The 13,356-nt window shown below is 63.5% G+C and carries 13 protein-coding genes; 2 read left to right on the forward strand and 11 right to left on the reverse strand.

Annotated elements, in window-relative coordinates:
- Window positions 1-369: 369 nt before the first annotated feature.
- From NDJ82_RS01400 to NDJ82_RS01425, 6 genes are all read right to left on the reverse strand, one after another.
- Window positions 370-1,302: a pyridoxamine 5'-phosphate oxidase family protein gene (locus NDJ82_RS01400; protein ID WP_250924811.1), complete on the reverse strand. Its 933-nt coding sequence runs from the start codon at window positions 1,300-1,302 to the stop codon at window positions 370-372.
- 79 nt (window positions 1,303-1,381) lie between these two features.
- Window positions 1,382-2,266, reverse strand: coding sequence for a LysR substrate-binding domain-containing protein (locus tag NDJ82_RS01405; protein ID WP_250924812.1), 885 nt, complete (start codon window positions 2,264-2,266; stop codon window positions 1,382-1,384).
- Window positions 2,266-3,177: a LysR family transcriptional regulator gene (locus NDJ82_RS01410; protein ID WP_191946424.1), complete on the reverse strand. Its 912-nt coding sequence runs from the start codon at window positions 3,175-3,177 to the stop codon at window positions 2,266-2,268. Before NDJ82_RS01410 ends, NDJ82_RS01405 begins: the two co-directional genes overlap by 1 nt.
- 159 nt (window positions 3,178-3,336) lie before the next feature.
- The gene (locus NDJ82_RS01415; protein WP_112196053.1) at window positions 3,337-3,969 is read right to left on the reverse strand and encodes a glutathione S-transferase family protein; all 633 of its coding nucleotides are present in this window, start codon (window positions 3,967-3,969) and stop codon (window positions 3,337-3,339) included.
- A 105-nt stretch (window positions 3,970-4,074) separates the two neighbouring features.
- Window positions 4,075-4,869: an ABC transporter permease gene (locus NDJ82_RS01420; RefSeq protein ID WP_099586577.1), complete on the reverse strand. Its 795-nt coding sequence runs from the start codon at window positions 4,867-4,869 to the stop codon at window positions 4,075-4,077.
- Window positions 4,866-5,549: an ABC transporter ATP-binding protein gene (locus NDJ82_RS01425; RefSeq protein WP_158878915.1), complete on the reverse strand. Its 684-nt coding sequence runs from the start codon at window positions 5,547-5,549 to the stop codon at window positions 4,866-4,868. Before NDJ82_RS01425 ends, NDJ82_RS01420 begins: the two co-directional genes overlap by 4 nt.
- A gap of 175 nt (window positions 5,550-5,724) precedes the next feature.
- Here NDJ82_RS01425 and NDJ82_RS01430 point away from each other — a divergent pair, with 175 nt between their 5' ends.
- Entirely contained in the window at window positions 5,725-6,936 is a 1,212-nt protein-coding gene (locus NDJ82_RS01430; RefSeq protein ID WP_250924813.1) for a DUF1835 domain-containing protein, read from the forward strand.
- A gap of 118 nt (window positions 6,937-7,054) precedes the next feature.
- Here the strand turns inward: NDJ82_RS01430 and NDJ82_RS01435 are convergent, their stop codons facing one another.
- The 3 genes from NDJ82_RS01435 to gabT are packed head-to-tail and all read right to left on the reverse strand — an operon-like array spanning window position 7,055 to window position 9,573.
- Window positions 7,055-7,543: an Lrp/AsnC family transcriptional regulator gene (locus tag NDJ82_RS01435; RefSeq protein ID WP_010449292.1), complete on the reverse strand. Its 489-nt coding sequence runs from the start codon at window positions 7,541-7,543 to the stop codon at window positions 7,055-7,057.
- A gap of 44 nt (window positions 7,544-7,587) precedes the next feature.
- The gene (locus NDJ82_RS01440; RefSeq protein ID WP_250924814.1) at window positions 7,588-8,232 is read right to left on the reverse strand and encodes an HAD family hydrolase; all 645 of its coding nucleotides are present in this window, start codon (window positions 8,230-8,232) and stop codon (window positions 7,588-7,590) included.
- A 48-nt stretch (window positions 8,233-8,280) separates the two neighbouring features.
- Window positions 8,281-9,573, reverse strand: coding sequence for a 4-aminobutyrate--2-oxoglutarate transaminase (gene gabT, locus NDJ82_RS01445; RefSeq protein WP_112196055.1), 1,293 nt, complete (start codon window positions 9,571-9,573; stop codon window positions 8,281-8,283).
- Window positions 9,574-9,767: 194 nt separating this feature from the next.
- Between gabT and NDJ82_RS01450 the strand changes: the two genes are divergently transcribed.
- A complete protein-coding gene (locus tag NDJ82_RS01450; protein WP_112196056.1) occupies window positions 9,768-10,694 on the forward strand; it encodes a 2-hydroxyacid dehydrogenase in 927 nt (308 codons plus the stop codon).
- Between the two features lie 58 nt (window positions 10,695-10,752).
- Here NDJ82_RS01450 and NDJ82_RS01455 read toward each other — a convergent pair whose 3' ends face one another.
- On the reverse strand, window positions 10,753-11,838 hold the full coding sequence (locus NDJ82_RS01455; protein WP_099586571.1) for a tartrate dehydrogenase: 1,086 nt from the start codon (window positions 11,836-11,838) through the stop codon (window positions 10,753-10,755).
- A gap of 14 nt (window positions 11,839-11,852) precedes the next feature.
- Window positions 11,853-13,313, reverse strand: a complete 1,461-nt coding sequence (locus NDJ82_RS01460) for an NAD-dependent succinate-semialdehyde dehydrogenase (RefSeq protein WP_250924815.1) — start codon at window positions 13,311-13,313, stop codon at window positions 11,853-11,855.
- Window positions 13,314-13,356 lie beyond the last annotated feature (43 nt).

The raw sequence follows: 13,356 nt of genomic DNA on the forward strand, positions 1-13,356 counted from the left end.
GCTGCGCAGCGGCCCCATTACTCAACAATCCCGCGCACCCGAGACTTTGTGGCGAATGATGTTGGGGCCGCTGCGCAGCCCAGCGCGGGGCAAGCCCGCTCACCACATAGAGCAAGCTCACTATGACTTCCCAGACGCGAGCAACTTCCTTGTAGTGAGCAGGCTTGCCCTGCGTCGGGCTGCGCAGCGGCCCCATTACTCAACAAACCCGCGCACCCGAAGCCTTGTGGCGAATGGTGTTGGGGCTGCTGCGCAGCCCAGCGCGGGGCAAGCCCGCTCACCACATAGAGCAAGCTCGCTATGCGCAGAGCAAGATCATTGAAATGACCAACCAGCTGTTCCCTGAAGTGGCCTACGGCACCACCCGGCCTACTCTTTCCCCACAGCCAGACTGAATGGCGAAAATCCGGCAAATTCCCAACGCAACGCCAATGCTGCCGGCCGCCGTACCACGTGCTCCACGGTCACCGTCCACAACCGCTGCGCACCTTCAAACGCCGCCACTTCGGGGCCATCGAGTATCAGCGTGGTATGCCCGGCAACCTGCAGTACATCACCCGACTCAAAGTCGATGAACAGCAGCCCTGCCACCGGGTTGGCTGCCAGATTGCCCAGGGTGTTGAAGAACAGGTTGCCGGCAAAGTCCGGGATGGTCAGGACATTGCCATCGACGTGCACAAAGCCGGTGTTGCCGCCGCGATGGGACACGTCCACCGAGCGTTCGCCATCCGCGTCCACATAGCTGGCGACGAAGAAGGTGTCGGCTTGGCGAATCATCGTTTGTGCGTCAAGGTCCAGGATGGCAGTGCGTTCGGCCACGGTACCGGGTTTGCGTGCGACGCCCTCCACAGGCCGCAATTGGATGTACTTGGGGCAGTTGCCGAAGGTGTGCACCACGTCTACCGAAAACCCCGCGTGATCCAGGGCGCCGATGCGGCCGTTCATGCGGTTGCGGCGGCGGGTGTTGAGGTCGATGCCCAGCACACCCACCGCAGCGCCGAGGCGCAAGGCCGTGCGGGCGGGATCACTGGCAGACGGCAGGCTGTCGATCTGCAAGTTGTGCGGGTCGGGCGAGTGGGCGAACCCCGGCGCGCCTTCCACCAGCGTCGCCCAAGGAAGGCCCTGCTCATCCACTACGCCGAGCAGCAGGTACGGCAACCAGGGATAAAAGTCCCGATGCTGCTCCGGCAAATGATCGCGAATCACTTTGGGGCCAACCACGGCCATGCGTTCGGCCACGCCGGCGCTTTCCTGCATCTGCCGTTCACCGGCATGCCAGGGGGACTGTTCGATAGGGTTCATGGCGAGCACCTCCAATGGGATGTGTCGATGCTGCGCGCTGCACGGCGGCGAGAGAATACCCACGCCAGGCAATCCACTGTTACGCCAGCTGAAATGCCGGATGACCGCGCAACGCCGCCACACAATGGTCGACAAAACTGCGCACGCGCATCGGCGCATTGCGGCCCTCGCGATACACCACGTTGACCGGCAGCGGCGGCCCTTCAAAGGCCGGCAGGATCCGGCGCAATTGCCCGCTGTGCAGCGGCTCGTGCAGCGGATAGCTCTGGCAACGCACCACACCGGCACCCTGCACGGCTGCGTTGATCGCGCCTTGCACCGTGGAGCAACCCAACCGCGCACGGGCCTTGAGCAAATAGCCGGGAAACTCCCACCGCACCTGATCGGCACTGGCGATCAACTGATGCTGCTTGAGCTCGCTCGGGTGCCGGGGTTCGCCGTGGGCGGAGAGGTAATCGGGGCTGGCGCAGAGGATTTGCCGCACGTGCCCGAGCGGCCGCGCAATCAGCGCAGAACTGGGCAGCGCGCCCACCAGGATCGCCACGTCCAGGCCATCTTCGTGCAGGTTGGGGTCGTAGTCGTGATAACGCGCCACTATGCGCACGCTGGGGTAACGCTCCAGGTAGTCGGCCAATACCGGTGCCATCAGGTAACGGCTGAACAATAACGGCAAAAACACCCGCAGAGTGCCCTGGGCCTGCACGTGCACCCCCTTGGCCGAGGCTTCGGCGGCGTCCACACTGGCCAGCAGGCGCTGGCAGTCGGCCAGGTAGGCGCTGCCGGCGTCGGTCAGGCTCACGCCTTGGGTGCTGCGTTGCAGCAACGTCACGTGCAGTCGCGTTTCCAAGCGGGCGATTGCGCGCACCAGGGTCGGGCCGGAGACACACGCACGGCGCGCCGCCGAGGCCAGGCTCGGTTGACCGGCCAAGGCCGCGAACAGCTGCATATCGCGATAACGCTCCATCAGCCGCGCCGCTGGAGCGCCGCGTCCTGGCCCAGGCGCTGGCTGAGAAAATCCACAAAGGTGCTGACCTTGGCCGGGACACGGCCGCTGTTCTGGAACACCAACTGGATCGGCAGCGGTGCCGGTTCATAGGCCTCCAGCACAATCTCCAATTCACCGGCCGCCACTGCCGCCGCGACTTGGTACGACAGCACACGAGTCATGCCCCAACCCAGGCGCGCCAGGCTGATCGCCGCGTTGTTCGCCGAGACGACCAGGCGCGGTTCGATGGGCACCGTCAGCGTCTGGTCGCCCTGGACAAACGCCCACTCGCTTACCGATTGGCCGCCAGAGGATAAGGAAATGATCCTGGCCCCACGCAATTGGTCGGGGTGTTCGGGCCGACCGTACTCGTCGAGATAGCCGGGCGACGCGCACACCACACGGCGCACCTCGCCCACCCGGATCGCCTGCTGCGCCGGCTCATGCAGATGGCCGATGCGCACGGCCACGTCGACGCCCTCGTCCGTCATGTTCACCACGCGGTCCACCAATAAGGCATTGATGTTCACATGGGGAAAGCGGTCGAGATAGTCACCCAGCGCCGGCGCCACATACAGCTCGCCAAACAGCACCGGTGCGGTCACTGTCAGCTGACCGCAGGGAATGGAATAACTGCCCGCCGCCGCTTCCTCGGCTTCGTCCAGCTCGGCGAGGATGCGCCGACAGTCTTCCAGGTAGCGCTGGCCGGCTTCGGTCAGGTGCAGGCTGCGCGTGGTGCGCGCCAGCAATTGGGTGCCGATGCGTTGCTCCATGGCCGCGATCGCACGGGTTACGCTGGGTGGCGAGGTATTGAGGCGGCGAGCGGCGGCGGCGAAGCCCTCCTCCTCGGCCACGGCCAGGAACACCTGCATTTCGTGAAATCGGTCCATCGGGGGCTCCTGTAGTTTTTTGTGGCGGGGGCTTGCTCTCGTTGTTGGGTTGCGCAGCGGAACTGAAAAGCCGGGAGCGCTTCGCACTCCAGCGCGAGCAAGCTCGCTCACCACAGTAGCTCGCTCACCACAGAAGCTCGCTCGCCACAGGGGTTCATATCATGCCGCTTGCAACCCCACCGCCGTACGCGGCATGCCGACAAAACCCGCAAGTGCCTCAATGCGCGCGAGCCAGCCACGCACTTCAGGGTAGTCGGCCAGCGACACATTACCTTCCGGCGCGTGGGCGACGTAGGTATAGAACGCAATATCGGCAATGCTCGGTTGCTCGCCGGCCAGGAAGCGCGTTTCGCTCAGTTGCTGTTCCAGCAATACCAACAAGGCATGGGCACGGCTGATGGCCGCCGCCGCATCCACATCAGCGCCAAACACCGTGGCCAACCGCGCTGTCGCGGGCCCGGCATGCAGTTGCCCGGCAGCTGCCGACAGCCAACGCTGGACCCGCGCCTGCCCCACCGGATCACTCGGCAGCCATTGACCGTTGCCGTATTTCGTGGCGAGGTAGACCAGAATCGCATTGGAATCGGCGAGCACGGTGCCGTTGTCGTCAATCGCCGGCACCTGGCCGAAGCGGTTGATCGTCGTAGTGAACTCGGCGGATTTGTGCGCGCCTTGCTTGAGGTCAACCAGGATAAATTCCGTAGGCAGGCCCAACAGGGAGAGCATCAGCTCAGCCCGGTGGGAGTGGCCGGACAGCGGGAAACCATAGAGTTTGATCGCGGACGGGGACATGAACGGCTCCAAAAGTGAGGGTATTGACGCCAGGCATGGTCCATCGCGGCGCCGATTGTTGGAATCACCAGGATTTACAATCCAGCATTTCACCTGTCGAAACAATCACGCACGCTCTTCAAGCCGATCGCGCAAAAACCGATGACTCACCGAAAACAACCGTCGATAGGTGAGCAACACGGCACCTACCGTGCCCAACGCCGAGGACGCGGCGATCAAAAACATGATCACGATCTGATACCGCACCGCGTCCACCGGACTTTCCCCCGCCAGTACCTGGCCGGTCATCATGCCGGGCAGGCTGACGATGCCGACCACGGTCATCTGGTTCAGCGTCGGGATCATGCCGGCGCGCACAGCTTGGCGGATGGCTTCCTGGGCGGCTTCCCAGCGTGAGCCGCCGAGGGCCAGAATCATTTCGATGGTGTTGCGGCCCGAGGTGAGTTCCTGGGTCATGCGTTCGATGCCCAGGGACACGCCTGTCAGGGTGTTGCCGAGGATCATGCCCAGGATCGGGATCGCGTATTGCGGCTCGTACCAGGGGTGAATGCGGATCACCGCAAACAGGCCCACCGCCGTCACCAGCCACGAACTGCCCCACACCGACAGGATGCTGTCGACCTTTTGCCCACGGTAAGTCCTGCGCCCACGCCCCGCCGCCGACAACCCCGCGATCAAGGTCATCGCACACATCAAGGGCAGCACCACGTACCAATAGGCGAACTCGAACACCCAGCCCAGCAGATAACCGATGGCCAGCAATTGCACCACGGTGCGCACGGCCGCCCACAACAGTTGGCGCCCAAGGCCCAGGCGCAGCAGCAACGACAACGCGCCGTTGATCAGGATCAGCGACGCGGCGATGCCCATGTCCAGCGCGGTAAGGTTTTGATAGTTCATGGCTGGGCCGCTCCGCTGAGGACACCGGCACTCATGTGCAGGTGGATGTCGCTCATGCGCCGGGCCTGTTCCAGATCGTGGGACACCCAGATATAGGCACGGGCCTTGTCGCCGGCGAACCAGGCATCGATCAACGCTTCCACATCGCGCGATGACGCAGGGTCGAGGGCGGCGGTGGGTTCGTCGAGCAACAGCACTTCAGGATTGAGTTGCAGGGTGCGGATCAGCGAGACCACTTGGGACTCACCGCCCGACAGGTCCAACGCGTTCTTGCTCAAAAAATCCGCCGCCTTGCCGGCATGCCCCAGCAAGGTCGTCACCGCATTCCGGTCGAACTGGCGTTGGCGCAGGGTCTTAAGGCTGAACGGGAAACGCAGGTTGTCCTCCACCGTGCCTTCAAGCAGCGCAGGGCGCTGGGACAGATAGCTGATATGGCTGCGGTAATGGGGGATCTGCGCGTTGGCGATCGGCTGGTTGTTCCACAGCACTTGCCCGGAACTCGGCGTATCGAGCAAGGCCAGCGCACGCAGGAACACGCTTTTTCCAGAACCGGATGAACCGGTGATAGACACGCGGTCGGCGCGCTTGAGGATGAAATCCGTGGGCTGCAGCAACGCCACCTGGCGGCGCTCGTCCATGCGCGTCAGGGCGCGGGTCTGTATCAAAGGGGTGTCAGTCATGCACTCTTTACTCGGTTGAACGGCTTGCAATCCACTGCCTCGCTGCCTATATTCCGTGCCTGGCGCTGTCTACGCCACCTTCCGCGGAAAGGGCTGCGCCCAGGATCCTTGACTGAATATCACACTTCTACGACTCCCAGCCTGAAAGCGGAAAAGGTTTGTGCAAGGAGATCGTATGCCGCAACGCCCCTTATCTTCCAACACCGATGGCCGTCTCAACCTTGAGCAGCAGCGCAAGCGCGCCAAGGAGCTGTTGGCGCGCCTCAAAGCCCAGGACCCGACTGCGACTTTGTCCAAGGCTCAATGGCAGATCGCCAAACAGCTCGGCTTCAGCAGTTGGCCCAAGCTCAAGGCCCATATCGACGCCCTCGACTTCGCCGCCCGTCACCCTGGTTTCGACGCCAGCGATGAAGCCCGCACCACCCACTGGCGCTGCGGCAATGACATCGCTCATAGCCTGCAAGTGGCGGGGTTCAAGGGCCGGTTCCAGATGCTCAGCGACCCACTGTGCATGGGCCCGGTGCGTGACCTGCCGAGCCACGCATTCCGTGCCATGCGCAGTACGTTTATCAGCGAGTCGTTCAGCATCGACCCCGCCGATGCAGCGCGCCGCGTCGACGATGAGTACAACCACCTCGACACCCTGGCCAGCGCCGAACACAGCGTGTTGTGGTGCGAGGCGGATGCGTATGACCAACTGTTCCTGATCCGCGCACTGGCCGGCCTTGAGCGGGCGCCGCGCAAGCTGGAGTTGATCGAGGTGGACCGCATCCCCGGCGTCGAGCGCTTTATCGGCATCGGCCAACTGGCGCCTGATGTGCTCGCCTGGCTTTGGCCACAGCGCAAGCCAATCGCAGACGATGCAGTGCACTTGGCCAAACAGGCCTGGTCGGCCTATTGCGACAGCTCGCCAATAGCATGGGCCGAGTTGGCCCACGGCAAGCACACCGCCCTGCCCTTGCTGGCCCCGGCGCTGTTGCGCCAGCTGCAGGAATTGCCGGGAACACACGACGGTCTATCACTGACCGAGCGCCTGGCCCTCACCTACCTCGCCGAAGCCGGACCCACGCCGTTTGGCCGGGTGTTCGCCGAGTTGATGGCCAAGCGCGAGCCGCTGCCGTTCCTGGGGGACATGATGTTTCATGCGTTGATGCGGCCGCTGATTGATACAGAGCACCCGTTGCTGACCGAGACCGACCCACAAAAACCCTGGCCGCAGCGCCTGTTGGCGCTGACCGCATTGGGCCAGGACGTGCTCCATGGCCAAGCGTATTGGCCCGACCACGCCACGCAGGAGCGCTGGGTCGGCGGCGTGCGTATCACCCCCGGCCAGCCGCACTGGATGATTGATGAACATGCGCATCCGCACTGGCGCAGCGCTACCTGATTCCTGCTGCACCCAACCCAACCCAACCCAACCCAACCTACGGGATGATGAACAGTTGCCCTTCGAACGCAAACGCCAGCTCAAGCAACAGGCGTTGGATTTGCAGGAGTAACCGGACTCAGTGCCGCAGCAACTTGCGCAGCGGCACGCCATCCTTGAGCACCGGCGACTTGATCACGATGTAGCTGAAGTACTTGGAGATGCCGATGTTCTTGTCCAACAGGCTTTCCACCACTTCCTGATAGTGCTGGATGCTGCGGGTCATAAAGCGCACCAGGTAGTCGTAGCCGCCGCTGATCAAATGGCATTCGAGCACTTCGTCCACCAGGCGGATATTGGATTCGAACTTGGCGAAGTCTTCGCGTTTGTGGTCGCTGAGGGTGATCTCGGTGAACACCGTGACCGAGTCGGTGATTTTGGCCAGGTTCAAGTGCGCCTTGTAGCTGGAAATATACCCCGCCGACTCCAGCCGCTTGACCCGTTGCAGGCACGGGCTGGCCGACAGGCCCACGGCGTCGGCGAGGCTGACGTTGGTCATCCGGCCGTCCTTTTGCAGTTCGACCAAAATACTGATGTCGATACGGTCCAGCTTGACTTGCCCTTCCATTGCCTACCTCTTGACTGCCGTTTGTAAGCAATCTTCTAGCAAAATCAGCGCCGTAAAGACAGCTGATGCTGCGCCACCAGATCCGCCATGCTGTTGATGCAATACTCCGTCGCGCACGGCGAAGGCTGCCGGGCCCGCTGGCGGCCGATCAAACAGCGGTCCAGCGCACCCTCTGCGCCGACCGACGGGCCCGTCACATGCAGCACCGGTTGCATCTCTGCTGCCTGTTCGTTGAGCCATTGCGGGTCATCAGCCAGGGAAATGAAATCTTCCGGTGCAATGCCCAGCCGCTCGCACAACACGCCACGATCCTCGGCATCGCGGTCGCCACGCACCCGCAAGCGGTAGAACTTGCGCAAGTAGAGCATAGCCCCTGGCGCGTCCTCGAACAGTGACCAATTGCCCGCCGAACGGGCGAAGGTCATGCCCTCCTCCCAACTGGCGTGCACACCCCAGCGTTCGGCGAGTTGACGGTGGGCAAAACACAGCACGCCACTGAAGCCCAACTCCGCGAAGCGCGGGTACAAGGCTGCGACCACCGCGCCATACTCGGTCAGCACCTGCTCCCTGGACGACTGCCCGCCACGGCTGTCGAGCAGCGGTTGCAGCGCCGCCCACACCCCCGAATCGCGGTCCACCAGCACTTCATCGCAATCGATCAGCAACGCTCGATAATCTGTCAGTCCCATGTGGGGTCAAGCCTCCAATGATGCAGTTCACCCTGAACAGGCACAGGCTCAGTTCAAGACCCGTGCCAACGCGCCGTCGAGGATTTCCAGGGCTTCGTCGACCTGGGCCTCGGTGGCCACCAACGGCGCGAGGAAGCGCAGTACGTTGCGGTACACACCGCATTTGATCACCAGCAAACCACCGGCGCGGGCTTCATCGATCACGCGCTGGTTGAGGTCGGCATCCGGGGTGCGCGCCGGGTCATCCTTGATCAACTCCATTGCCAGCATAAAACCGGTGCCGCGTACGTCGCCGATGCGCGGGTAGCGCGCCTGCAAACCAAGCAGGCCCTGGCGCAGGCGTTCACCCAACACTTGGCTGCGGGCCAGTAATTGCTCGTGCTCGAAGGCATCGATCACCGCCAATGCCGCCGCACAGGCCAGGGCGTTGCCGCCGTATGTGCCGCCCAGCCCGCCGGGCAGCGGTGCGTCCATGATCTGCGCCTTGCCGACCACGCCGGACAACGGCAAGCCACCGGCCAGGCTCTTGGCCACGGTGACCAGGTCCGGCTGGATACCGGCGTGCTGGAAACCGAACCAACTGCCGGTGCGGCCGAAACCGGTCTGGATCTCATCCAGGATCAGCACAATGCCGTGCTTGTCGGCCAGTGCGCGCAAGGCCTGGAGAAACTCGGGCGGCGCGGTGAGGAAGCCGCCATCGCCCTGCACCGGTTCGATAATGATCGCCGCGACGCGCTCCGGCGCCACCTGGGTCGCGAGCAACTCGTGCAGGGCGTTGAGCGCCAGCTCGCTGGTCACGCCGCGATAGGCATTCGGGTACGGCGTGTGGAACACCTCCGGCGCGAACGGCCCGAAGTTCTGCTTGTAAGGTTGGCTCATGCCGGTGAGCGTAGTGCCCAGCAACGTGCGGCCGTGGAAACCACCCCGAAAGGCAATCACCGCCGAGCGGTTGGTATGGGCGCGGGCGATCTTCACCGCGTTTTCCACCGCTTCGGCGCCGGAGGTGAAAAACGCCGCCTTATAGGCCTCCTGCCCACCGATCATTTCGCACAGGCGCTGGGCCAGGTCGAGATAAGGCTTGTACGCCACCACCTGAAAACAGGCGTGGGAGACTTTCTGCAACTGCGCCTGCACCGCCTCCACTACCTTGGGGTGGTTATGCCCGATGTTGAGCACACCGATGCCACCGACGAAATCCAGATAGCGCTTGCCATCCACGTCCCACAACTCGGCGCCCTGGGCGCGGTCGATCACCAGCGGGTGCGCGGTAACCAGCCCACGGGGCACGAATTGCTCGCGCTGACGGAGCAAATGAGGGGTTTCGTCGACTTTGCTGTTCATGGTTTTTCCCATCGTGAGTGCGGCAACCGGAAGGTGATTGCGATGCTGTTCAGAGTACGGCGTGCGGGCAACCAACTACGCCGAACTTGACCCGTGAGAAATGCGGATCCACTGTTTTGCCCTGGCCTTTCAACAGATCCTGCGCCGGGCTTTGGGCGATCATGAGCGCCTCCTTTATCCAGCAGGAACTCCCCATGGCCTTGCTCTACAAAGCCGACCCGGTGCGCGGCAAACACTGGCAGGCACTGTTCGCCGAACACGCCCCCGACATCGAGTGGCGCGCCTGGCCCGACATCGGCAACCCCGCAGACATCGAATACCTCGCCGCCTGGCAAGCGCCGGACGATGTGGCGCAATTGCTGCCCAACCTGAAGGTGTTGTTTGCGTTGTCGGCCGGGGTCGATCAACTGGACCTGTCCCGCCTGCCGCCGGAACTCCCGGTGGTGCGCCTGCTGGATCCAGGCATCACCCGTGGCATGTGCGAATACGCCAGCTGGGCGGTGCTCAGTGTGCACCGGGACATGCTGCGTTACCGTCAGCAGCAGGTTGCGCGTTGCTGGCAGGGGCACCTGTTGCAGCCGGCGGCGAACCGGCGCGTGGGGGTGATGGGGCTGGGGGCGCAGGCGCAGCAGATTCTGGCGACGTTGGCGCCACTGGGATTTGCGCTGTCGGGGTGGGCGCGCAGCGTTCATCAACTGGCGGGTGTGGAATGTTACGCGGGCGAGGCGCAGTTGCCGGCGTTTCTGGGCCAGTGCGATATTTTGTTGTGTGTGCTGCCATTGACGGAGCAGACCCGAGGGATTCTGGATCGCCGCCTGTTTGAGCAACTCCCCCGAGGTGCGGCGCTGATCAACATGGGCCGTGGAGGGCATCTGGTCGAAGCGGATTTGCTGGAGGCGCTGGGGAGTGGGCAATTGAGTGGTGCGGTGCTGGATGTGCTGCAAGAGGAACCGGCGCCGGCGGAGCATCCGTTCTGGGATCATCCGCAGATTGTGCTGACGCCGCATATTGCGGCAATGACCCAGCCGGCGAGTGCGTTTTGGGGGTTGCTGGAGGATATTCGGCGTCATCAACGGGGGCAGGATATGCTGGGTGAGGTGGATCGGGTACGGGGGTATTGATCCGTTATTTAGGTAGCGGCCAGCGTGTTTGACGGGGCGCCAAACAACGGATATGTATTCATTCAACCAGCCCCCCGGCAATCGCAACCCCAACCTCCCGAGTCGAGCCAACGCCCCCCAGATCCGGCGTAACCACCCCGGAAGCAATCACCTCTTCGATCGCCCGCAAAATCCCATCATGCGCCGCCCGATACCGCGCATCGCCATTCCCCAGAAAATCCAGCATCAACGCCCCCGACCAGATCATCGCAATCGGATTCGCAATGCCCTGCCCATAGATATCCGGCGCCGAACCATGCACCGGCTCGAACAACGACGGAAACCGGCGCTCCGGATCCAGGTTCGCCGACGGCGCGATGCCAATCGTCCCCGCACACGCGGGGCCCAAATCGGACAGGATGTCGCCAAACAGATTCGACGCCACCACCACATCAAACCGGTCCGGCTGCAGCACAAACCGCGCACACAGAATATCGATGTGCTGCTTGTCCCAGCTCACCTCGGGATAGTTCGCCGCCATCAACGCCGTGCGTTCGTCCCAATACGGCATGCTGATGGAAATCCCGTTGGACTTGGTCGCCGCCGTCAGTTTTTTACGCGGGCGGGTCTGGGCCAGGTCGAAGGCGAACTTGAGGATGCGGTCCACACCGCGCCGGGTGAACACCGATTCCTGCAGTACGAACTCATGGTCGGTGCCTTCAAACATCTTGCCGCCCACCGACGAATACTCGCCCTCGGTGTTCTCACGGATCACCACGAAGTCGATGTCCCCCGGTTCACGCCCGGCCAGCGGGCACGGCACGCCGGGGAACAGCCGCACCGGGCGGATGTTGACGTACTGGTCGAAGTCGCGGCGAAACTTGAGCAGCGAGCCCCATAGCGAGATGTGGTCCGGGACTTTATCCGGCCAGCCCACCGCGCCGAAGTAGATCGCATCGAAGCCCTTGAGCTGTTCGAACCAGTCATCGGGCATCATCTGCCCGTGTTCCAGGTAGTAATCACAGTGGGCCCAGTCGAGCACGTCGATGCTCAGGTTCAAGTCCCAGATTCTGGCGGCTTGCTCCAATACCCGCAGCCCTTCGGGCAACACTTCCTTGCCAATCCCGTCGCCGGCAATCGCGGCGATTCTGAATGCTTTAGTCATGCTGCATGCCCCTTTCAGTTCAACCCGCCAATGTGGAAAGCCTTGACCTCAAGGTACTCATCCAGCCCGTATTTGCTGCCTTCACGCCCCAGCCCCGACTGTTTGATGCCACCGAACGGCGCAACTTCCATGGAAATGATCCCGGTGTTGAGCCCGACCATGCCGAACTCCAGTGCCTCACCGAACCGCCACGAGCGCTGCATGTCCTGGGTGAAATAGTAGGCGCCGAGGCCATAGGGCGTGGCATTCGCCAGGGCCAGCGCCTCGGCCTCGTCGGTAAAGCGCATCAGCGGCGCCACCGGGCCGAAGGTTTCTTCATTGGCCAGCAGCATCTCGGCGTGGCAGTTGCCGAGTACCGTGGGTTGCACGAACTGGCTGTCGCCCGTGGGGATCGCGCCGCACAGCAGGGTCGCGCCCTGGCTCAGGGCATCGTCGATATGCCGCGCCACCTTGCTCACCGCCGCCGGGTTGATCAACGGGCCGATAGTCACGCCTTCTTCGAGGCCATTGCCGACTTTGAGCTTGCCCACCTCTTCCACCAGACGCGCGGCGAAACGCGCGTAGATACCGTCCTGCACCAGGATGCGGTTGGCACACACGCAGGTTTGCCCGGCGTTGCGGAATTTGCTGATCATCACCCCGGCAACCGCCTGTTCCAGGTCGGCGTCATCGAACACCACAAAGGGGGCGTTGCCGCCCAGTTCCAGGCTCAGGCGCTTGATGTGCTCGGCGCTCTGGCGCATCAGCAAGCGGCCGACGGCGGTGGAGCCGGTGAAGGAAATCTTGCGCACCACCGGGCTGCCGGTCAGAGCCTCGCCGATGCCGGCGGGCAGCCCGGTGATCACATTGAAGACGCCAGCGGGGATGCCCACGCGCTCGGCCAGTACCGCCAGGGCCAGCGCCGAAAGCGGTGTGAGGTCCGAGGGTTTGACGATGATCGGGCACCCGGCGGCCAACGCCGGGGCGCACTTGCGGGTGATCATCGCGTTGGGGAAATTCCACGGGGTGATGGCGGCGCACACGCCCACCGGTTGCTTCAACGTCAGCAGACGGCGATCGCCGCCGGGCGCCGGCATGGTTTCGCCGTAGACCCGGCGCGCTTCCTCGGCGAACCATTTGACGAACCCGGCGCCGTAGCGCACTTCGCCCTTGGCTTCGTTGAGCGGCTTGCCCTGTTCCCAGGTCATGATCAGCGCAAGGTCGTCGAGGTTGTCGAGCATCGCCTGGTACCAGCGCTCCAGCAGCGCCGCCCGTTCGGCGGCCGGGCGTGCGCGCCAGGCGGGCCAGGCCCGTTCGGCGGCGGCGATGGCGCGGTGGGTGTCCACCGCGTCCATGGCGGGCACCCGTGCCAGCAGGTGGCCGGTGGCGGGGTCGTGGATGTCCAGGGTGGCACCGCTGTCGGCGGCGATCCACTGGCCGTCCACATAGGCGAGTTCAGCCAACAGGCTGGGGTCTTGCAAGCGGGTGGTGAGCATGGTCGAGATCCTGATCCGAGACACGCTCCAGTCTAGGGAGGTG

The organism is Pseudomonas sp. SR18, assembly GCF_023701505.1.
Classification (GTDB): domain Bacteria; phylum Pseudomonadota; class Gammaproteobacteria; order Pseudomonadales; family Pseudomonadaceae; genus Aquipseudomonas; species Aquipseudomonas cyclaminis.

What these genes read in the sequence shown, in the direction of transcription:
- NDJ82_RS01455 (WP_099586571.1), bottom strand. Translation starts at nt 11,838, where the DNA reads ATGACTAAAGCATTCAGAATCGCCGCGATTGCCGGCGACGGGATTGGC.
- NDJ82_RS01460 (WP_250924815.1), bottom strand. Translation starts at nt 13,313, where the DNA reads ATGCTCACCACCCGCTTGCAAGACCCCAGCCTGTTGGCTGAACTCGCC.
- NDJ82_RS01400 (WP_250924811.1), bottom strand. Translation starts at nt 1,302, where the DNA reads ATGAACCCTATCGAACAGTCCCCCTGGCATGCCGGTGAACGGCAGATG.
- NDJ82_RS01405 (WP_250924812.1), bottom strand. Translation starts at nt 2,266, where the DNA reads ATGGAGCGTTATCGCGATATGCAGCTGTTCGCGGCCTTGGCCGGTCAA.
- NDJ82_RS01435 (WP_010449292.1), bottom strand. Translation starts at nt 7,543, where the DNA reads ATGGAAGGGCAAGTCAAGCTGGACCGTATCGACATCAGTATTTTGGTC.
- NDJ82_RS01450 (WP_112196056.1), top strand. Translation starts at nt 9,768, where the DNA reads ATGGCCTTGCTCTACAAAGCCGACCCGGTGCGCGGCAAACACTGGCAG.
- NDJ82_RS01420 (WP_099586577.1), bottom strand. Translation starts at nt 4,869, where the DNA reads ATGAACTATCAAAACCTTACCGCGCTGGACATGGGCATCGCCGCGTCG.
- gabT (WP_112196055.1), bottom strand. Translation starts at nt 9,573, where the DNA reads ATGAACAGCAAAGTCGACGAAACCCCTCATTTGCTCCGTCAGCGCGAG.
- NDJ82_RS01425 (WP_158878915.1), bottom strand. Translation starts at nt 5,549, where the DNA reads ATGACTGACACCCCTTTGATACAGACCCGCGCCCTGACGCGCATGGAC.
- NDJ82_RS01410 (WP_191946424.1), bottom strand. Translation starts at nt 3,177, where the DNA reads ATGGACCGATTTCACGAAATGCAGGTGTTCCTGGCCGTGGCCGAGGAG.
- NDJ82_RS01440 (WP_250924814.1), bottom strand. Translation starts at nt 8,232, where the DNA reads ATGGGACTGACAGATTATCGAGCGTTGCTGATCGATTGCGATGAAGTG.
- NDJ82_RS01430 (WP_250924813.1), top strand. Translation starts at nt 5,725, where the DNA reads ATGCCGCAACGCCCCTTATCTTCCAACACCGATGGCCGTCTCAACCTT.
- NDJ82_RS01415 (WP_112196053.1), bottom strand. Translation starts at nt 3,969, where the DNA reads ATGTCCCCGTCCGCGATCAAACTCTATGGTTTCCCGCTGTCCGGCCAC.